The 20362-nt window shown below is 68.9% G+C and carries 16 protein-coding genes; 9 read left to right on the top strand and 7 right to left on the bottom strand.

The genetic code is table 11. The annotated features are described in order from the left end of the window. Positions 1–10 precede the first annotated feature (10 nt). Complete coding sequence (locus ABD693_RS10220; protein WP_344696958.1) at positions 11–364, top strand: GntR family transcriptional regulator; 354 nt, start codon at positions 11–13, stop codon at positions 362–364. On the opposite strand, the gene ABD693_RS10215 is transcribed toward ABD693_RS10220, so the two are convergent. Continuing rightward, on the bottom strand, positions 361–2037 hold the full coding sequence (locus tag ABD693_RS10215) for an acyl-CoA dehydrogenase family protein (protein WP_344696957.1): 1677 nt from the start codon (positions 2035–2037) through the stop codon (positions 361–363). The genes ABD693_RS10220 and ABD693_RS10215 overlap by 4 nt on opposite strands. Positions 2038–2087: 50 nt before the next feature. On the opposite strand from ABD693_RS10215, the gene ABD693_RS10210 reads away from it, so the two are divergent. Next, positions 2088–3008 carry an L-threonylcarbamoyladenylate synthase gene (locus ABD693_RS10210; RefSeq protein WP_344696956.1) on the top strand — a complete coding sequence of 307 codons (921 nt, stop codon included), beginning with the start codon at positions 2088–2090 and terminating at the stop codon, positions 3006–3008. 3 nt (positions 3009–3011) lie between these two features. On the opposite strand, the gene ABD693_RS10205 is transcribed toward ABD693_RS10210, so the two are convergent. Continuing rightward, a complete protein-coding gene (locus tag ABD693_RS10205) occupies positions 3012–4697 on the bottom strand; it encodes a putative bifunctional diguanylate cyclase/phosphodiesterase (RefSeq protein ID WP_344696955.1) in 1686 nt (561 codons plus the stop codon). Positions 4698–4895: 198 nt separating this feature from the next. Between ABD693_RS10205 and ABD693_RS10200 the strand changes: the two genes are divergently transcribed. Then, entirely contained in the window at positions 4896–5711 is an 816-nt protein-coding gene (locus ABD693_RS10200) for a class I SAM-dependent methyltransferase (protein WP_344696954.1), read from the top strand. Here the strand turns inward: ABD693_RS10200 and ABD693_RS10195 are convergent. Both ABD693_RS10195 and ABD693_RS10190 read right to left on the bottom strand, forming a co-directional pair. Then, positions 5698–7386 carry a bifunctional metallophosphatase/5'-nucleotidase gene (locus ABD693_RS10195; protein ID WP_344696953.1) on the bottom strand — a complete coding sequence of 563 codons (1689 nt, stop codon included), beginning with the start codon at positions 7384–7386 and terminating at the stop codon, positions 5698–5700. The two genes, ABD693_RS10200 and ABD693_RS10195, sit on opposite strands and share 14 nt — an antisense overlap. Beyond that, a complete protein-coding gene (locus ABD693_RS10190; protein ID WP_344696952.1) occupies positions 7346–8080 on the bottom strand; it encodes a queuosine precursor transporter in 735 nt (244 codons plus the stop codon). The genes ABD693_RS10195 and ABD693_RS10190 overlap by 41 nt, the downstream gene beginning before the upstream one ends. 96 nt (positions 8081–8176) lie before the next feature. Here ABD693_RS10190 and ABD693_RS10185 point away from each other — a divergent pair, with 96 nt between their 5' ends. After that, positions 8177–8620: a cytidine deaminase gene (locus tag ABD693_RS10185; RefSeq protein WP_344696951.1), complete on the top strand. Its 444-nt coding sequence runs from the start codon at positions 8177–8179 to the stop codon at positions 8618–8620. Here ABD693_RS10185 and ABD693_RS10180 read toward each other — a convergent pair. Beyond that, positions 8617–9081: an arginine repressor gene (locus tag ABD693_RS10180; protein WP_344696950.1), complete on the bottom strand. Its 465-nt coding sequence runs from the start codon at positions 9079–9081 to the stop codon at positions 8617–8619. The genes ABD693_RS10185 and ABD693_RS10180 overlap by 4 nt on opposite strands. A 57-nt stretch (positions 9082–9138) precedes the next feature. Here ABD693_RS10180 and argC point away from each other — a divergent pair, with 57 nt between their 5' ends. The 5 genes from argC to ABD693_RS10155 are packed head-to-tail and all read left to right on the top strand — an operon-like array spanning position 9139 to position 14290. Further along, complete coding sequence (gene argC, locus ABD693_RS10175) at positions 9139–10155, top strand: N-acetyl-gamma-glutamyl-phosphate reductase (RefSeq protein ID WP_344696949.1); 1017 nt, start codon at positions 9139–9141, stop codon at positions 10153–10155. Beyond that, positions 10152–11315 carry a bifunctional glutamate N-acetyltransferase/amino-acid acetyltransferase ArgJ gene (argJ, locus tag ABD693_RS10170; protein WP_344696948.1) on the top strand — a complete coding sequence of 388 codons (1164 nt, stop codon included), beginning with the start codon at positions 10152–10154 and terminating at the stop codon, positions 11313–11315. Before argC ends, argJ begins: the two co-directional genes overlap by 4 nt. Further along, positions 11312–12205, top strand: coding sequence for an acetylglutamate kinase (gene argB, locus ABD693_RS10165; protein ID WP_344696947.1), 894 nt, complete (start codon positions 11312–11314; stop codon positions 12203–12205). Before argJ ends, argB begins: the two co-directional genes overlap by 4 nt. Continuing rightward, a complete protein-coding gene (argF, locus tag ABD693_RS10160) occupies positions 12202–13062 on the top strand; it encodes an ornithine carbamoyltransferase (RefSeq protein ID WP_344696946.1) in 861 nt (286 codons plus the stop codon). Before argB ends, argF begins: the two co-directional genes overlap by 4 nt. Positions 13063–13069: 7 nt before the next feature. Next, positions 13070–14290, top strand: a complete 1221-nt coding sequence (locus tag ABD693_RS10155; protein WP_344696945.1) for an argininosuccinate synthase — start codon at positions 13070–13072, stop codon at positions 14288–14290. Between the two features lie 128 nt (positions 14291–14418). Here ABD693_RS10155 and argH read toward each other — a convergent pair whose 3' ends face one another. Beyond that, positions 14419–15798, bottom strand: a complete 1380-nt coding sequence (gene argH / locus ABD693_RS10150; protein ID WP_344697615.1) for an argininosuccinate lyase — start codon at positions 15796–15798, stop codon at positions 14419–14421. A gap of 65 nt (positions 15799–15863) precedes the next feature. Further along, a complete protein-coding gene (locus ABD693_RS10145) occupies positions 15864–20204 on the bottom strand; it encodes a PAS domain S-box protein (RefSeq protein ID WP_344696944.1) in 4341 nt (1446 codons plus the stop codon). Positions 20205–20362: the final 158 nt, after the last annotated feature.

Below are 20362 nucleotides of genomic sequence, written 5' to 3'. Positions count from 1 at the left end.
TTACCACAGCATGACGCTCCGTGGTCGCTCCGAAGGCAAGCCGGTCTATGTCCGGCTCCGTGACATCATCGCCGACGCGATCGTGTCGGGCCGATATCGCGACGGCGACCCCCTCCCCTCGGTCCGTGCCTTCGCCGCCGATCAGGGCGCCAATCCGCTGACCGTCGCCAAGGCCTATCAGGGCTTCCAGGACGAAGGCCTGATCGTGGTCCGCCGCGGGGTCGGCATGTTCGTCGCCGAGGGCGCGCGCGACCGCCTGTCGACCAGCGAGCGCGACCTCTTCATCCGTGAGGAATGGCCCGCCGTCCGCGCCAAGATGGAGCGGCTCGGGATCGACCCGGCGGAACTGCTCGAACGCAGCTAGGCGAGCGCCTCGGCGGGCACCGCGTATAGCAGCTCGGCCCCCGCTTCCGCTCCCGCCGCAAGCCCGAGGGCCTCGGGCACCACAACCGACAGGAAATAGCCCGCCGCGGCGCGCTTGACCTGCGCGAACGGCGTGTCGCCGACCGCCGCCTTGGCTTGCCGCTCGAGCAGCCAGCCCGCGGTCAGCACCGCGCTCATGGTGAGGAACGGATAGCTCCCTGCGAGGCGGTCGTCGGTGTCGGCGGCGCGCAGGGTCGTCGCGACCAGCTCGACCGCGTCGACCAGGGCCGACAGGGTCGGTGCCTCGACCTCGGCGCGGATGTCGGCGATCAGGCTGTCGAAGGCGAGACCGCCGTCGAGCCCGAGCTTGCGCCCGACCAGGTCGGCGGCCTGGATGCCGTTGGTGCCCTCGTAGATTGGCGCGATCCGCGCGTCGCGCAGGTGCTGGGCGGCGCCCGTTTCCTCGACGAAGCCCATACCGCCATGGACCTGGATCCCGAGGCTCGCGACCTCGCAGCCGACGTCCGTGCCCCAAGCCTTGACCAGCGGGGTCAGCACGTCGCCGCGCATCGCCGCCTCCTTGTCGCCGCGATGGCCGCGGTCGATCTGGCCGAAGGCATAATAAGCGAGCGCGCGGGCGCCCATGGTGAGGCTCCGCATCCGCAGCAGCATCCGGCGGACGTCGGGATGCTGCTCGATCGCCACGGCCTCGCGCGACGAACCGCCTGCGCGCGCCGACTGCACCCGGCCGAGCGCATAGGCGACCGCCCGCTGGGTCGCGGCCTCGGCGATTCCGACGCCCTGCAGGCCGACGTTGAGGCGCGCGTTATTCATCATCGTGAACATGGCCCGCATGCCGCCATGCTCGGGCCCGATCAGCCAGCCGGTTGCCCCGCCCTCGTCGCCGAAAGCCATGGTGCAGGTCGGGCTCGCATGGATCCCGAGCTTGTGCTCGATCGAGGCGCAGCGAAGATCGTTGCGGCGGCCGTCGGGCAGAATCTTGGGCACCAGGAACAGCGAGATGCCGCGAGTCCCCGCCGGCGCGTCGGGCGTCCGGGCGAGCACCAGGTGGATGATGTTCTCGGCAAGGTCATGCTCGCCATAGGTGATGTAGATCTTGGAGCCAGTGATCGCCCAGCTCCCGTCGCCATTCGGGACCGCTCTGGTCCGCAGCGCCCCGACGTCCGAACCGGCCTGCGGCTCGGTCAGGTTCATCGTCGCGGGCCATTCGCCGCTGACGATCCGCGGCAGATAGTCGCGCTTCTGTTCATCCGAGCCGTGCGCCGAAATCGCCTCGATCGCGCCCATGGTCAGCATCGGGCACAGCGCGAAGGCGAGGTTGGCGGCGTTCAGGTCCTCCATCACCGCCGCGCCGAGCGCCAGCGGCAGGCCCTGCCCACCCGCTTCCTCGGGCGCGCTGATCGTGCCCCAGCCGCCCTCGACGAAATCGCGATAGGCCGCGTGAAAGCCCTGCGGCATGGCAACGCCGTCGGGCGACCATTTCGCGCCGACCGTGTCGCCGATGCGGTTCAGGGGCTCGACCTCGCCCTCGGCATATTGCGCGGCGCCTTCAAGTACGGCGGCAACGATGTCGGCATCGTTGGTGAGCTCGGCGATCCGGACCACATGCTCGAGGACGAAATGCTGTTCTTCGACCGGGCAGCGCAGCGCCATGTGACGTCATTCCCTTGTGACTGGTTCGGCTTTGCCATAGCGGCGGCATCATGTCGGGCAAGAGGACCGAAGTACGGCCGTTCGGGCCCGAGGCGATCGCGGCCGCGGCGGCGTTCATTCGCGCCGGGCATCCGGTCGCGGTGCCGACCGAGACCGTCTACGGCCTCGCCGCCGACGCGACCAATGCCGAGGCCGTGGCGGGCATCTATGCCGCCAAGGGGCGGCCGAGCTTCAATCCGCTGATCGTCCATGTCCCCGACCTTGCGGCGGCACGGCGGCTGGGCGAATTCGACGCGGCGGCTTTGGCGCTGGCGAAGCAATATTGGCCGGGGCCGCTGACACTCGTCGTCCCGCTCGCCGCCGACAGCCCGATCGCCAGCCTCGTCACGGCGGGCTTGTCGAGCATCGCATTGCGCGTGCCCGCCCATCCGGCGATGCGCGCCTTGCTCGAGGCGAGTGGCCGTCCGCTGGCCGCGCCGAGCGCCAACGCCAGCGGCCGGATCAGCCCTACGCGCGCCGCGCATGTGCTTGCCTCGCTCGATGGCCGGATCCCGCTGGTGATCGACGGCGGGCCGACCGCGCACGGGCTCGAGAGCACCATCATCGCCGCGACCGACGGCTCGCTGCGGCTGCTGCGCCCCGGACCGATCGTAATCGATGCGAGCAAGGAGACCCGCGGGATCGAGGCGCCGGGCATGCTCGAAAGCCATTATGCGCCCGGCAAGCCCGTCCGGCTCGATGCCGGTTCGGCGCGCGCGGGCGAATGGCTGATCGGCTTCGGATCGGTCGCGGGCGACGACAGCCTCAGCGCGTCGGGCGACCTCGTCGAAGCGGCGGCACGATTGTTCGATTGCCTTCACCGCGCCGATTCGGCCGCGGCGCCCCGGATCGCCGTCGCCCACGTCCCGGACGAGGGGCTGGGCCTCGCCATCAACGACCGGCTTCGCCGCGCCGCAGCGCCGCGCGACTGAGACTTATCCGCGGACGCGGGTCAGGATCGGCTTGAGCGAGGGGCGCTGGCGGCTGCGCCAGTAATCGATCGCATCCTCGGCCGCCAACGGCCGGGCGAAGAAATAGCCCTGGCCCGACGAGCAACCGAGCGCGGCCAGCGTGGTCGCCAGTTCGCGGCTCTCGATGCCTTCGGCAGTGGTCGCCATGCCGAGCGCGTCGGCAAGGCTCAGCACCGCCCGCACGATCGCCACGCTGTCGGGATCGATCATCATGCCGGTCACAAAGCTGCGGTCGATCTTGAGGACGTCGATCGGCAATCGCTGCAGGTAGGCGAGACTCGAATAGCCGGTGCCGAAATCGTCCATCGCCACCGTAGTGTCGAGCGCCTTCAGCGCGTCGAACACGCGGGTCGCGCGGCGCGGATCCTGCACGATCGCGCTTTCGGTCAGTTCGAGCGTGAGCCGCTCGCCCGAAAGCCCGCTCGACCGCAACGCGCCGGCAACCATCGCGGCAATGTCGTCGCGCGCCACCTGGATCGCCGACAGATTGACTCCGACGTAGAGCGGCAGCGTCTCGCCTTCCCGGGCGTCCCAGCCGGCGAGCGTGGTCGCCGCGCGGTCCATGGCCCAGCGGCCAAGAGTCAGGATCAGTCCGCTTTCCTCGGCGACCGGAATGAATTCGGTCGGGCTGATCTCGCCCCGATCCTCGTGGTGCCAGCGGGCCAGCGCTTCAAAGCCCGTGACCTCGCCGGTCTTGAGGTCGACCAGCGGCTGGTAGAAGAGGTCGAGCAGGTCACGATCAAGCGCACGGCGAAGCTCGGTTTCGATCGAGAAGCGGCGCCGCGCGAGGCTCGCTTCCTTGGGCTCATAGACTTCGGGACGGCCGCTTGCCTTGGCCTGCTTGACCGCGAACTGGGCGTTGCGGAACAGCTCCTCGGCGTCCTGGTCGGGTTGCATCAGTGCGACGCCAATCGCGCATTCGACCTTGATCTCGAGTTCGCTCAGGCGGAACGGCGCCTGCATCACTTCCTGAATTCGCGACGCGGCCTTGAGCGCATCGGCCACCCCGCCGCGGCGCAGCGCGACCACGATCCCGAATTCGTTGCCGCCGGTCCGCGCAAGCGCGTCGCCGGCCCGCAGCGCCGAGATCAGGCGCCGGGCAAAGGTGATCAAGAGTTCGTCGCCCGCGAGGCTGCCCATGCTCTCGTTGATCCGGCTGAAGCGGAGCATGTCGACGACGAGAACGGCGTGGCCGTTGAACGACGGGTCGGTCTTGCGACCGGCGGCCTCGACCATCTCGGTGAAGGCCAGGCGATTCGGCAGGCCGGTGAGGCTGTCGCGCAGCATTTCGGCGCGGAGCGTCCGCTCGGCCTGCACCTCTGCGGTGCGGTCGACCACGGACAGCAGCGCGCGCCGGCATTCGCCATGCGTCGGCAATGGCGCGAGCTTCAGGCGATAGAAACGCGCGGCGACCCCCGCCCCGTCGCGAAAATCGAGGTCAGCCCTGAGCCCGTCGTCCGCGAACCAGTCATCGAGGAACGTCGCGATTATGCCATCGCCGCTCAGGCACATCTTCGTCAGGCCGTTCATCGTCGAGGCGCTCGAGACGGCGACGGCTTCGGCGAAACGCTGGTTGTGCGCCGTGATCCGCATGCCGCCCGCTTCCAGTTCGAGGATCGCGGCGGCGATCGGCAGGGCATCGAGCAGCACCGTCCCATCCGCCCACAAGGGCAGTGGTTCGGACGTAGCGCTTCGCCTGGAAGCACGCTGGGACGAAGCCGGCATGCCGCGTCTATGCGCCCGAGGCGTTAAACTAACGTTTCCTTCGGCTGATCTTTCGTCACGGTTGCCGGGGGCGGTGCGATGGTCGATCAGGGTTGCGAACATAAATTGCGCAGAGGAGTGAAGATGCGACGATTGGGGATGGGTATCATGGCGGCGGCGATGTGCGTCGGGCTGACCGCGGCGTCGCAGCCGTCGAGCCTTTCAAACGCGGACCGGCAGGCACTGGCCAAGGCCGTAGCCTCGCCCGCGCGCAGCGATACCAACCGGGCCCGCGACCGCTATCGCAATCCCGCCGCCACCCTCGCCTTCTTCGGCGTGCGCCCCAGGGACACCGTGGTCGAGCTCGTCCCCGGCGGCGGCTGGTACAGCGAGATCATCGCGCCCTACGTCATCAACGGCGGCGGGACCTATTATGCCGCGGCGGCGGATCGCGGCCTCAATGGCTTTCGTGCCCTCTCGGCGAAGCAGCCGGCGCCCTTCGCCAAGGCTCGCCTCGCCAACTTCCCGGTTCGTACGGCCAGTGACGTCAAAGTGCCGGATGGCAGCGCCGACGTCGTGCTGACGTTTCGCAACGTCCACAATTGGGCGATGGGCGAGCAACCCTATGCGAGTGAAGCCTTCCGCCAGATCTACGCCATGCTGAAGCCGGGCGGAGTTCTCGGCATCGAGGAACATCGCCTGCCCGAGAGCGCCGACAGCGCGCGCGAGAAGAGCAGCGGTTATCTCAAGGTCTCGACCGTCCGCCGCCTCGCCGAGCAGGCGGGTTTTCGCTACGCCGGATCGAGCGAGGTCAACGCCAACAAGCGCGACACCGCCGACCATCCCGAGGGCGTCTGGACCCTGCCCCCGACCCTCCGGCTCGGCGACAAGGACAAGGCCAAATATCTCGCCATCGGCGAGAGCGACCGGATGACGCTGAAGTTCGTCAAACCCCGCTGACGCGGCCAACCCTCGGCGCGACCGGGTTGGTCGCAAGCCAGGCTTCGAGCGCGTCGAGGTCGAGCCCTGCGTCGAATGCGTCCTTGCCCTCGGCGAGCACGGAAAAACCGTCGCCGCCGCTGGCGAGGAAGTTGTTGACGTTGATGCGGTAGGTCGCGGCCGGATCGATCGGCTTGCCGTTCAGACTCATGTCGACGATCCGCTGCCCGTCGGGACGCGACAGGTCATAGCGGAAGGTGAACCCCGCCGAGGGCACCAGCAGCGATCCCACTCGCGCCTTGCCGTTCTCGACCTTGAACTGCTGCTCGAGCAGGCGCTTGAGCTGTTCGCCCGTCAGGCTCTTGACGACGAGATTGTTGCCGAACGGCTGGAGCGCGAAGATCTGGCCGTAGGTCACCGTTCCGTCGGCGCGCGGAATGAGGTCGGTGCGCACCCCGCTCGCGTTGATGAAGGCGATCTGCGCCCCGCCGCGATTCGGCGCACGGGTCGCGGCGAGCTGTGCATCGGAGATAAGTTCGGCGGCCGAACTTTCGTGATCGTCGGGATCCTTCATCGCCGCGCCGACCAGCTTGCCGACCACCCGTTCGGACGCAGGCCGCGCGGCCTCGACATAGCGCGCGACCAGCGCCTGGACGGCGGGATCGGCGACGGCGAGCACGGGAACGTTCTCGGCCTTGCTTGCGACCAGTTGGGCGTTCGAGCCCGGGCTGAAAGTCAGCCGGATGTCGGTCACCAGATAGCCGTTCTTGCCCGCGCTGGTCAGGAGCCGCTTCGCCCCGCCGGCCTCGACCGTGCAGGTGTAGGCGTTATGGGTGTGTCCGCTGACCACGACCGAGATCGCCGGATCGAGCTTGCCGAGCAGCGGCACGATCTCGCCCGACAGGCCGTCGCAGCCGAGCGTATCGTAGATCGGCGGCACGCGCCCGCCCTGGTGAATGAGGAGCACGATGGCGTTGACGCCCTCGGCCTTGAGTTTGGGCACCATCGCATTGGCGGTCGCGGCCTCGTCGGCGAAGGTCAGGCCCTTGACCCCCGCGGGCGTCACCAGCGTGGCCGTGTCCTTCAGCGTCATGCCGATGAAGCCGAGCTTGACCGGGCCGACCTGCTTGATCGCGGTCGCCGGGAACAGCGTCGTCCCCTGCTCGGTCAGGACGTTGGCCGCAAGGTAGCGGAAGCTTGCGGGCGCATGCGGTTCGAGGCGGCAGGGAATGCGCGTGGTGAACTTGTCGCAGCCACCGTTCTGGATTCGCAGCAGCTCGCCCGCGCCCTTGTCGAATTCGTGATTGCCGACCGAGGCGAGCTCGAGGCCCGCGAGGCCGAGCGCCCTGATGGTCGGCTCGTCGAGGAAATAGGCCGAGACCAGCGGGCTCGCACCGATCAGGTCGCCGGCCGCCACGGTGACGCTCTGGTGCCCCGCCCGGAGGCGCTGGAGCGTCGCGGTCAGCTGCGCCGCGCCCCCGGCCCGGAACTTGGTCGTGGTCCCGTCGGCATTGCGCAGCGGCACCGGGTCCTTGGGCGTCTCGAGATTGCCGTGGAAATCGTTGAGGCCGAGGATCTGCACCTCGACCGGGGCTGCCGGCGCGACCGGCTCGACCAGCGGCGCGCGCTGCGCCGTGCAGGCCGAGAGAAGCGCGCTACACGCGAGCAGCGAAAGGCGTGAAATCGGTACGCTCATCGAAGACATCCATTCCTTCGCGGCGCTTGAGCGCCTTGACGATCTGCGTGGTCACCGGAAGCAGCAATACTTCCCAGCCGACCTTGAGCGCCCATTGGGTCAGCAGCACCTTGAGCACAAGCTCGTTCGTCCAGCCGGCGGCACCCAGGAAGGCGAGCGGATAGAAGATCAGGCTGTCCACACCCTGACCGGCGACCGTGCTTCCGACGAAGCGCGTCCACATGTGGCGCCCCTGTGTCCACACCTTCATCCGCGCGAGCACGATCGAATTGACGAACTCGCCCGCCCAGAAGGCCGCGATCGAGGCCATGACGATCCGCGGGACCTGGCCGAAGACCTGCTCATAGGCCGCCTGGCCCTCCCACGTCGGCGCCGGCGGGAGCGCGACCACGACGAAGCTCATGAAGGCCATGAACAGGAGCGCCGTGGTGCCGACCCAGATGCAGCGCCGGGCGTGGGCATAGCCATAGACCTCCGTCAGCATGTCGCCGATGACGTAGGACAAGGGAAAGAAGAGGATTCCCGCGCCGAACGGCCATTCGCCGACCAGCGGCAGGTGGATGGTCGCCACCTTGCCCGCGCCGAGGATGTTCGAAAGCAGCAGGATGGTGACGAATGCCGCCATCACCAAGTCGTAATAGCGCAGCGATCGCCCGTGCAGCTTGCCCGCGTCGACCTTTTCGATGTCACCCATGGCTTGTCCCACCTATCCCGGGCCCGATGAAGATTATGCGGCTCGGGCGGTCAAGCCCGGGGTGACGAAGGGCGGGGTTCCGACTAGGCAGCGGCCATGACCGACGAGCAACTCATCGCCGCCGCCCGCGCCGCCGCCCTCAAGGCCTATGCCCCTTATTCGGGCTTCTCGGTCGGCTGCGCGATCCTCGGGGAGGACGGCACGCTCGTGACCGGCGCCAACATGGAGAACGCCTGCTACCGCCTCGGCATCTGCGCCGAGCAGAGCGCGCTCACCACCGCGCAGCATGCGTTCGGGCTCAAGAACATCGCCCGGATCGCGGTCGCCGGCGGTGACGGCTCGGGCGAGGCGCTGTCGGGCGAACAGGCGGTGAGCCCCTGCGGCGGCTGCCGCCAGGCGCTGCTCGAAGCCTCGCAGCTCGCCGGCCGCGACTTCACCATCCTGTGTGCGAGCGGTGACGGCTCGAGGATCGAACGGCACCGCCTTTCGGACCTCATCCCCCACGGCTTCGGGCCGGCCAATCTGTCGGACGCGGGCTAGGCCCGCAGCCAGCTCGTCCATTCGGCGGCCAGGGCGACCGCTTCCTCGTTGCTGGCGGTCGCGACGAACAGGGTGTCGTCCCCGCACAGCGTTCCGGCGACGCCCGGGAAGTCGGCCGAATCGAGCGCGACCCCGACGAGATGGGCCGAGCCCGGCGGCGTCTTGAGGACGACGAGGCTCGCCGCCGGCTCTGCCGAGCGCACCCATTCGGCAAACAGGCTCCGCAACCGCATGACATCGGGCCGGGCGGCGGTCAGGGTCTCGGGCAAGGCGTAACGGGTCTCGCTCCCGCGGCGCAGCTTCACCGCACCCAATTGGTCGAGGTCGCGGCTGACGGTCGCCTGCGTGACCTCGTGCCCGAGCGCACGGAGCGCGTCCACCAGCTCGTCCTGGCGGGTCAGCGTATGTCGTCGGAGGAGGTCGGCGAGCGCGGCGATACGCTTCGTGCGGCTGTCATTCATGGCTTCTATATGCACGAACTTGCATAAACATGCAAACGAGCGCATAGCCCGCCTCCCATGATTCGAACCGCCATCCTCGGCGCCTCCGGCTACGTCGGCGGCGAATTGCTCCGACTCCTCGCGCGGCATCCCGACTTGCGTCCGACGCGGCTGTTCGGGGACAGCAAGGCCGGTCAGCGGCTCGGCGCAGTGCACCCGCAGTTGAGCGGCGCGATGGCCGAAGTCGCGGTCGAGCGCTTCTCGGACGATGCACTTGACGGCATCGACCTCGTGTTCGCCGCCCTCCCCCACGGCGAAAGCCAGAAGATCGCGGGCGCGATCCTCGAGCGCGGCCTCAAGCTGGTCGATCTCGGCGCCGACTTCCGGCTGCGCGACCCGGCGGATTATGCACGCTGGTACGGCGAGCCGCACGCCGCGCCCGCCCTGATCGAGCGCTTCGCCTACGGCATCCCCGAGCTTCACCGCGACGCCATCCGGTCGGCGCAGGCCGTCGCGGCCGCCGGCTGCTACCCGACCGCGACCATCCTTGCGGTGAAGCCGCTGGTCGACGCGGGCCTGATCGACCCCGACAGCCTGATCGTCGATGCGGCGAGCGGGGTCAGCGGCGCGGGACGCGCGGTCAAGGAAGGGACCGCCTTCAACACGGTCGACGGCAGCTTCGCCGCTTACGGCCTGCTCAACCATCGCCACACCGCCGAGATGGAGCAGGAGCTTGGCGCGACCGTCCTCTTCACGCCGCACCTCGCGCCCATGACCCGCGGAATCCTCGCCACCTGCTACGCCGCCGCCGCCAAGCCGATGGACCCCGACGCCCCGCTCGCCGCGCTACGCCAGGCCTATGCCGGCGAGCCGTTCGTCCGGGTCAGCGACGACCCGCCCTCCACCAAGTGGGTGTCGGGCAGCAACGGCGCGGTCGTCACCGCCCGCTACGACGCGCGTACGGGCCGGGTCGTGATGCTCGGTGCGATCGACAATCTCGGCAAGGGCGCCGCCGGACAGATGATCCAGTGCGCCAATCTGATGTTCGGTCTCGACGAGACCGCCGGCCTCGCGGCCGAAGGAGTGTACCCATGAGCGTTACCGCCCCCGAGGGCTTCATCGCGTCCGGCCTTCATGCCGGGATCAAGCGGGTGAAGCCCGACATGGCCCTGCTTGCGACCGAGGATCATCGCCCGGTCACATGCGCCGCAGTCTTCACCCAGAACAAGTTCAAGGCCCCGCCGGTCCAGCTCGACCAGGCGGTGCTCGCCGCCAATGGTGGCAGGGCGAGCGCGGTGGTCGTCAACAGCGGCAATGCCAATGCCGGGACGGGTCAGGCCGGCTATCGCGACGCGCAGGCGATGCAGATCGCGGCCGCGAACGCGCTCAACGCCAGCACCGACCATGTCCTCGTCTGCTCGACCGGGATCATCGGGACGCCACTGCCGATGGACGTCATCCTCCCGGCCGTGCCGAAGCTCGCCAGCGCGCTGTCGGTCGAGGGCGGCGCCGACGCCGCGCGCGGCATCCTCACCACCGACCATGTCGCCAAGGAAGTCGTGGTTCGCGGTGACGGCTGGACGATCGGCGGGATGGCCAAGGGCTGCGGGATGATCGCGCCCAACATGGCGACGATGCTTGCCTTCCTCACCACCGATGCCGACGTGCCGCGCGAGACGCTCCAGGCGATGCTCGCGGCCGCGACGAACACCACCTTCAATACCTTGAACGTCGATGGCGCGACTTCGACCAACGACACCGCCATGCTCTTCGCCAGCGGCCGCAAGGGCGCGCCGGGCGACCTCGACGGCTTCGGCCGAGCGGTCGAGGAAGCGTGCCGCCAGCTCACCCTCAAGATGGCGCATGACGCCGAGGGCATGACCCGCCTTGCCCACCTCCACGTGACCGGCGCGGCGAGCGATGCCGAGGCGCGGATCGCGGCGAAGAACATCGCCGAGAACAATCTCGTCAAATGCAGCTGGTACGGCGCCGATCCCTACTGGGGCCGCCTGCTCGCCGCCGCCGGCTCGGCGGGGGTCGCGATGGACGTCGAGAAGAGCGCGGTGCTCTATGGCGGGATCAAGGTCGCCGAGGGCGGGATCGGGATCGCGCACGACGCCCAGGCATTGACCGAGCACATGCTCGGCACCGAGTTCCAGATCGAAGTGCAGCTTGGCTGCGGCAGCGGCGAAGCGCGGATGATCGGGATCGATCTCGGGCCCGGCTACATCAAGGAAAACAGCGTCACCTCATGAACGACATGCTCGCCAAGACCATGCTGACGCCGACCAGCACCGCCGAAATCCTCGTCGACGCCCTCCCCTACATCCAGCTGTTCGCCGGCAAGGCGGTGGTGGTGAAGCTGGGCGGTGCGGCAATCGATCCCGAGAGCGACCGGGCGCTGGCGCAGGACGTGCTGCTGCTCCGCTCGGTCGGCGTTCGCTGCGTGGTGGTTCACGGCGGCGGTCCGCAGGTCGACGCCATGCTGCGCCGGGTTGGCAAGCAGCCCGAGTTCAAGGACGGCCTCCGGGTCACCGATGGCGAGACGCTCGAGATCGTCCGCATGGTGCTGGTCGGCAAGATCAATCGCGACCTCGTCGCGACCATCAACAAGTCGGCCGGCGACGAGCCGGTCGCGGTGGGCGTCTCGGGCGAGGATGCCGGCCTGCTCCGGGTCGACCAGCGCGATCCCGCTTTGGGCTTTGTCGGTGACGTGACCGAGGTCCGCGCCGAGCTTCTCCTGCGCCTGCTCGATGACGGGATGGTGCCCGTCGTCTCGACCATCGGCGCAGACGAGTCGGGCCAGCCGTTCAACGTCAATGCGGACGAGGCGGCCAAGGCGATTGCCGTCGCCATGGGCGCCGAGAAGATCGTCTATCTCACGGCGGCGCCCGGCCTGCTCGCCGATCCCAAGGACGAAACCAGCCTGATTCCTCGCCTCACGTCGGCGGAACTTCGCCGGCGGATCGAGGACGACAGCGTCGGCGGGGGCATGATCCCCAAGCTCACCGCCTGCGCCGACGCCGTCGACAATGGAGTGCCCTTCGCCCACATCATCGACGGGCGCGTACCCCATGCGTTGCTGATCGAATTGCTGACCAAGCATGGCATCGGAACGATGATCAAGCGGGAGGCGAACTGGTGACCCATCTCCTCAGCCTCGCCGACCTGTCGCCGGGCGACCTCGACGCCATCCTCGCGCTTGCCGAGGACGCCCCCGCCCCCGTCCTCGCGGGCAAGGGCGCGGCGCTCTATTTCGAGAAGCCGAGTGCCCGGACCCGCAACTCGATGGAGCTCGCGGTCCATCAGCTTGGCGGCCACCCCGTCTACCTGACGCCGGGCGAGCTCGGGATCGGCACGCGCGAGAGCGTCGAGGACATCGCCCGGACCCTCGCCTGCTTCCACGGCGTGATCTGCGCGCGGGTGTTTGATCATGGCCTGCTCGAGGCGCTTGCCGCCGCGAGCCCGGTGCCGGTGGTCAACATGCTGTCGGGCAGCGATCATCCGCTGCAGGCGCTCGCCGACCTCCTCACCATCCGTCAGCTCTGCGGAGGGATCGAGGGCGTCAAGGTCGCCTACGTCGGCGACGGCGACAACAATGTCGCGCGCAGCCTCGCGCAGGGCTGCGCGATGCTCGGCGCCGCGCTGACCATCGTCGCGCCGGAGGGTTATCAGTTGAGCGACGCCCCCGCCGGGGTCGCCCAGACCGCCGACCTCGCCGCGGTCGAGGGTGCCGACATCGTCTACACCGACGTCTGGGTGTCGATGGGCCAGGACAGCGAGGCCGAGCGCCGCAACGCCGACCTTCACGCCTACCAGGTCAACGACGCGCTGATGGCGCGGGCACCGCAAGCCCATTTCCTCCACTGCCTGCCCGCACGGCGCGGCGAGGAAGTCACCGCCAGCGTCATCGACGGACCGCGCTCGGCGGTCTGGCGGCAGGCGGAAAACCGGATGCACAGTGCGCGCGGCGCGCTGATGTGGCTCCTCCAGAAGGACTGAACAACCCATGGCCAAGCTCAAGGTCGTGCTCGCTTATTCGGGCGGGCTCGACACCTCGATCATCCTCAAGTGGCTCCAGACGGAATATGATGCGGAGGTCGTCACCTTCACCGCCGACCTCGGCCAGGGCGAGGAAGTCGAGCCGGCGCGCGCCAAGGCGCAGATGCTCGGCATCCGACCTGAGAACATCTTCATCGACGACCTTCGCGAGGAGTTCGTCCGCGACTTCGTCTTCCCGATGTTCCGCGCCAACACGCTCTACGAGGGGCAGTATCTGCTCGGCACCTCGATCGCGCGGCCGCTGATCGCCAAGCGCCAGATCGAGATCGCGAGGGCGGTCGGCGCCGATGCCGTCTGTCACGGCGCGACCGGCAAGGGCAACGACCAAGTCCGCTTCGAGCTCGGCTATTATGCGCTCGAGCCCGACATCCGGGTCATCGCCCCGTGGCGCGAGTGGCAGTTCGCCAGCCGCGAGCAGCTGATCGACTTCGCCGAGAAGAACCAGATCCCGATCGCGAAGGACAAGCGCGGGGAAAGCCCCTTCTCGATCGACGCCAACCTGCTGCATTCGTCGAGCGAGGGGAAGGTGCTCGAGGATCCGGCGCAAGAGGCCCCGGAATATGTCCACCAGCGGACGATCAGCCCCGAGGACGCGCCCGACACGCCGACAATCATCACCATCGACTTCGAGAAGGGCGATCCGGTCGCGATCGACGGCGTGGCGATGAGCCCGGCGACGCTGCTGACCAAGCTCAACGAGCTCGGGCGCGACAATGGCATCGGCCGATTGGACCTCGTCGAGAACCGCTTCGTCGGCATGAAGAGCCGCGGGGTCTACGAGACGCCGGGCGGGACCATCCTGCTCGCCGCGCACCGGGGCATCGAGAGCATCACGCTCGACGGCGGCGCGATGCACCTCAAGGATTCGATCATGCCGCGCTATGCGAGCCTGATCTACAATGGCTTCTGGTTCGCGCCCGAGCGCGAGATGCTCCAGGCGCTGATCGACAAGAGCCAGGAGATGGTCACGGGGCGGGTCACGATGAAGCTCTACAAGGGCAACGCCACGGTGATCGGCCGCGAGAGCGACTATTCGCTCTACGACGAGGACCTCGTCACCTTCGAGGAAGGCTCGGGCAGCTACGACCAGCGTGACGCCGCGGGCTTCATCAAGCTCAACGCCCTGCGGCTGCGGATCGCGGCGCAGCGGGCGAAGAAGGTCGGCTGAGCGGCACGCCCAAGCTGAACAAGGTCTCGAAGGTCCAGGGGTCCGCGAGTCGATTTTCGCGGTCCTTGAGCCAGCGTTGAGAAAGAGCCGGGCGCAGCGCGTCCGGCTCCAGACAAGCAGGCCAAATCCTACTTATCAAGGGGCTGAAGCAGCTCCTTCCAGCGCGCGACCTGCGCGCGGACCTGGTCGGGCGCGGTGCCGCCATAGCTGGTGCGGCTGGCGACCGAGGCCTCGACCGTGAGGACGTCGTAGACGCGGCGGTCGATGCGCGGGTCGATGGCCTGCAGGGTCTCGAGCGGCAGGTCGGCGAGGTCGCAGCCGGCGTCCTCGGCGGCCTTCACCGAGCGGCCGGTGATGTGGTGGGCTTCGCGGAAGGGCACGTTGGCCTCGCGCACCAGCCAGTCGGCAAGATCGGTCGCGGTCGAGAAGCCCGAGGCGGCAGCGGCGCGCATCTTCTCGGGCACGAAGGACGCGCTCTCGACCGTGCCGGCGAGCGCGGCAAGGCTCAGCATCAGCAGGTCGTGCGCCTCGAACGTCGGCGCCTTGTCGTCCTGCATGTCCTTTGAATAAGCGAGCGGCAGGCCCTTCATGGTGATCATCAGGCCGGTGAAAAGGCCGACGATCCGGCCCGAATGGCCGCGCACCAGCTCGGCCGCATCGGGGTTGCGCTTCTGCGGCATGATCGAGCTGCCGGTCGACCATTGGTCCGAAAGCTTCACGAAGCCGAAGGGCGGCGAGGCCCAGAGGATCAGCTCCTCGGCGAGGCGCGAGAGGTGCAGCGCGCATTGCGCCGCGGCGCCCAGATAATCGAGTGCGAAGTCGCGGTCCGAGACGCTGTCGAGGCTGTTGGCGGTCGGCTGCGCGAAGCCGAGCGCGTCGGCGGTCGCGGCGCGGTCGGTGGCGAAGCCGGTGCCCGCCAGCGCCGCCGCGCCGAGCGGGGATTCGTCGGCGCGCTCGTCGGCGTCGTGAAGCCGCGACACGTCGCGCTGGAGCATCTCGGCATAGGCAAGGAGATGGTGGCCGAGCGTCACCGGCTGGGCGACCTGGAGATGGGTGAAGCCGGGCATGATCGTTCCGGTATGTTCCTCGGCGCGCGCGACCAGCACCTGCTGCAGCGCGACGATGGCCGACGCGGCCTCACGGCAGGCGCCACGGGTCCACAGCTTGAAGTCGGTCGCCACCTGGTCGTTGCGCGAGCGGGCGGTGTGGAGACGGCCGGCGGCGGGGCCGATCAGTTCGGCGAGCCGCGCCTCGACCAGCATGTGGATGTCCTCGAGATCGGGCCGATCGGGCACGCCATTGGCCTCGAATTCGGCTTCGATGGAGTCGAGGCCCGAAAGGATGGCGGCGGCGTCGTCGGCGTCGATGATCCCGCAATCGCGCAGCATGGCAGCGTGGGCCTTCGAGCCCGCGAGATCCTCGCGCCACAGGCGGCGGTCGACCGGCAGGCTGTTGTTGATCGCCTGCATGATGGCGCTCGGCCCCGCGGCGAAGCGGCCGCCCCACATCTGATTGCTGCTCATGACAGCGCGCATAAAGGCGTGGGCGGCCTACGTCACGTGCGGCCTGCCGGTCAGTCGGGCTGGACCTTTTCGAGCGCGGTCGCGAGCTCGGCCTGGCGGAACGGCTTGCTGAGGTGCGGGAAGGCCGGCGACAGGCTTTCGAGATCGGCATAGCCCGAGACGATCAGCACCGGCAGGTCCTCGCGGCGCTGGCGGAGCTGGACGGCGAGGTCGGTGCCGCTGATGCCGGGCATCAGCTGGTCGGTGACGAGGAGGTCGAAGCGCTCGCCCTTCTCGATGAGGGCGAGGGCAGCCTCGCCGCTGTCGGCCTCGATCACGCGGTAGCCGAGGTCGCCGAGCATGCCCGAGGTCGAGGCGCGGACCAGTTCGTCGTCGTCGACCAGGAGCGCGGTGCCGGCGCCCTGCACCTCGGCGTCGGGAGCGTCGGCGACGCCCGCCGCGATTCCCCCGCTCGCCATCGGCAGCCACAGTTCGATGGTGGTGCCCATGCCCGGCACCGAGCGGATGTCGAGCGCGCCGCCGAGCTGGGCGGCGAGGCCGTGGACCATCGAGAGGCCGAGGCCCGTGCCCTTGCCGATGCCCTTGGTCGAGAAGAAGGGCTCGATCGCGCGGCGGCGGGTCTCCTCGTCCATCCCGACGCCGGTGTCGCTGACGCTGAGGACGACATGGCGCTCGCCGGTGAGGCCGAGCTTCGCCCCCTCCCCGCCGCCGCTCGCGCGGGTGGCGATGGTGAGCGTGCCGCCGTCGGGCATGGCGTCGCGCGCGTTCACGCTCAGGTTGAGGAGCGCCATTTCGAGCTGGTTTGAATCGGCGAGCGCGGGCGGGAGGTCGGCGGGGACCTCGGTGCGCACCCGGACGCGGGGGCCCGAGGTCGAATCGATCAGCTCGCTCATCTCGGTGACGATCCGGCCGATGTCGATCGCCTGCGTCTGGAGCGGCTGGCGGCGGGCGAAGGCGAGCAGGCGCTGGACGAGCACGCGCGCTTTCTCGGCCGACGTCAGCGCACCGTCGACGAGACGGCCAGTGCGCTCGTCGAGGATCTGCTTGCGCTGGAGGAGGTCGAGGCTGCCGATGATGGGGGTGAGGAGGTTGTTGAAGTCGTGCGCGACGCCGCCGGTCAGCTGGCCCATCGCCTCGAGCTTCTGGCTCTGGCGGAGCGCCTCCTGCGCCGCCTCGCGCTCGGTGATGACCTTCTCGACTTCGCGCTCGAGGCCCTCGGTCAGCTGCTTCTCGCGGTCGATGTCGATCGAGGCGACCACGCCGCCGGCAATCTCGCCCGCTGGACCGCGGACCGACGCGGCGACGTAGCGCAGCCAGCGCAGCGACCCGTCGCCGCGCCGGACCCGGCATTCGAGTTCGGGCCGTTCCTCGCCGGCAAGCGCGCGGGCGAGCGGATATTCGTGGCTTTCGACCCGGCGGCCGTCGGCGTGGAAGGCGACATAGTCCTCGCCATAGGTTTGCTCGTTGGCGCTCGGGACGAGGTCGTGGCCGAGGAACTCGATGATCTGGTCATTGCCCCCCGTCAGTTGCCCGCTCGCGTCCGAGAACATGAGCCCGACCGGGACCGCTTCGAGGATGGCTCGAAGCTGCGCTTCATTTTCGAGCAGCGCCCGCTCGGCGGCCTTGCGGTCGTCGATGTCGGTGCAGGTGCCCATCCAGCGCCGGACCTCGCCCGCCGAATCGAGGATCGGCAGCGCGCGGCCGAGCACCCAGCGATAGTCGCCGCTGTGGTGGCGAAGGCGATATTCGATCTCGTAGGGCTCGGCGGTGGCGAGCGACTGGCGCCAGCGCGCCCACGCCTGCTCCTGGTCGTCGGGATGGAACATGCCGTTCCATTCCTCGCCGTCGGTCGTGCCCGCGGGCATGCCGGTGAATTCGTACCAGCGCTCGTTGTAGAAATCGTGGTAGCCGTCGGGGCGCGTCGACCAGACCATCTGGGGGATGGCGTTCAGGCGGAGGCGCAATTCCTGCTCGCTCCGGCGAAGCGCGTCCTCGGCTTCCTTGCGCTGGGTGACGTCGATGGCGGTGCCGACGACCTGCAGGCAACGGCCGTCGTCGGAGAAGATGCCCCTGCCCTTGGCCGCGACCCAGCGGACGACCCCGTCATTCTTGCCGATGGTGCGATATTCGACGTCGTAAAGCGCCTGTCGCGCGGGATCGGCGGCGGCGAGATAGGCGGCGACCGTATGCTCGCGGTCCTCGGGATGAAGGCCGTCATAGAAGTCGGCGAGCGTGACCGGAACGTCGGGCGAGACGCCGAACATCATCCGGACGTGGGGCGACCAGGTGAGCGTGTCGTTGACCACGTCGACATCCCAGAAGCCGACCTCGGCATGGTCGTTGGCGACCCGCACGCGCTGCTCGCTGGTGCGCAGCGCGTCCTCGCGCTGGCGGCGCTCGGTGATGTCCTCGATGATCGAGATGAAATAGCGGACGCTGCGGTCGGAATTGCGCTCGGTCGAGACCGTGAGGTTGATCCAGACCGGCTTGCCCTCGGCATCGAGGTAGCGCTTCTCGAGCCGGTAGCTGTCGATCTCGCCGGCGAGCGCGCGCTCGACCTGCGCCAGGTCGGCGGCGAGGTCGTCGGGATGGGTGAGGTCGCGCCAGCCGCCCTGCAGGATCGCCTCGCGCGAGCGGCCGACGATCTCGCACAGCCGATCGTTGACCTCGAGAAAGGCGCCGTCGGGGGCAACCCGGGCGATGCCGACGGCGGCCGAGTTGAAGATGGTCCGGTAGCGTTCCTCGGCCTCGGCGCGGAGGCGCTCGGCGGACGCGATCTCCTCGATCGAGCCGGCGGCGCCGGTGACCTTGCCGTCGGCGTCGCGGATCGGAAGCCAGTTCTCGCGCCAGGTGCGGACGACGCCGGGGGCGGAAGCGGTTTCTCCGCTGACCTCGAAGCCGCGAACTTCCTCGCCGGCGAGCGCGCGTTTGATGGCCTGGCCGAGCGCGCCGCTGAGGTCGGGGACGACTTCGCCCAGCGTCTTGCCGATATGGTCGGCGGCGGGGATGCCGTTCATTTCGGCCAGCCGCTGGTTGACGCGGACATAGCGAAGTTGGTGGTCGACGACGGCGAGGCCGATGGGCGCGGTGCTGTAGGTAACCGCGATCTCGTCGGCGGTGAGGCGCTGCTGTTCCTCGGCGCGGGCGCGCTCGACCGCTTCCCAGGTCCGCTCGGCGGTGAGGGTCGCGAGCGCGACTTCCTCGGCGGTCCACCGGCGCTGCTCAAGCATGTGGACGGTGAGCATGCCAACGAGCTTGCCTTCGCGCAGGAGCGGAATGTCGATCAGCGCGACAAGCGGCAAATCGCTGACCGCCGGATCCGCCGCCGCCGAGACGAGCGCGGGATCCGCCCGGAAGTCGGACGTGACGACCGGTTCACCGCGCGCGTGGAGCGCTGCGATCGGTGCGGGCACATGATGGGTTCCCGCGATCGAGGCCACGCCATCTCCGAGATATTCCGCCTCGATCCGCAGGGTGGCGGGGTCGAGCGCGACCACGTCGGCGTAGAGAACACGGTCCGCGCCAAGTTCGCGGCTCAGCGTTTCGGCCGCGACGCGCTTGGCATCGAGCGCGGCGTCGGTCGCGCGAAGGGCGGCGTCGAGGCGCAGGAGATAGGCGTTGCGGCGCTGGTCCGCCGCTTCGGCCGAGACGTCACGGGTTGCGCCATAGACACGCTGAAGGCGCCCGTCGGGATCGTAGACGAAGCCGCAATGGCCGCGCCAATGGCGCCCGTCGCTGCCGCGAAAGTCGATGGTGAGCTGCTGGCGCCGGTGGGCGACGGCCTCCTCGACCGCGGCGACCAGTCGGTGCTTCTCGGCCTCGTCGACGAAAAAGGTCCCCCCGTTGGGCCCGGTCGGAAGCTCCTCGGCGGGGACGTCGAGCACCTCGGCGGCATTCTCGCCCCAGCTGGTGGTGCGCGTGACCCGATCCGATTCCCACACGAACATGTCGGCGAGCTGCGCGGCCTTGGCGAGCCGCTCGGCCGAGCGCTGGGCGCGCTCCTCGGCCTCGACCTGGACGGAAATGTCGGTGCTGGTCCCGAACCAGCATCGGACGGTGCCGTCGGGATCGAAGCTCGGCTCGGCCCGGGCGAGAAAGCGGCGGTAGATGCCGTCCTTGCCGCGGATCCGGTAGACCGCTTCGTAGGGGCGCGCGGCCGCGACGGCGGACTCCCACTCGGCGATGACCCGTGCCGAATCCTCGGGATGGATGAATTCGAGCCAACCGCGCGCCTGCAGCGCCTCGTTGCTGACCCCGGTGAACTCGGTGCAGCGCCGGTTGAACCAGGCGGAGCGACCGTCCCCGCCCGCCATCCACACGAGGTGCGCGATGTGGTCGGCCAGTTGCTGCCACAGCGACGGATCGAGCGTCGCGAAGCTGGTGGTCGTCACGGCATCCATTAAGCCTGCAGCGGGGCGCATAAGCCCCTACCTTTCACCCTGGGTATAACGCGTTGGCGGAACGATAGGCAATTGACGAAAGGTCGGCTTTGCCTGTCGCGGGCCGCGCTGCTAGCCCTTTTGCCGAAACCATCTTTTTTGGGGGATTC

Source organism: Sphingomonas rosea (genome assembly GCF_039538065.1).
Taxonomy (GTDB): domain Bacteria; phylum Pseudomonadota; class Alphaproteobacteria; order Sphingomonadales; family Sphingomonadaceae; genus Sphingomicrobium; species Sphingomicrobium rosea.
This window is presented reverse-complemented; position numbering and strand designations above follow the sequence as displayed.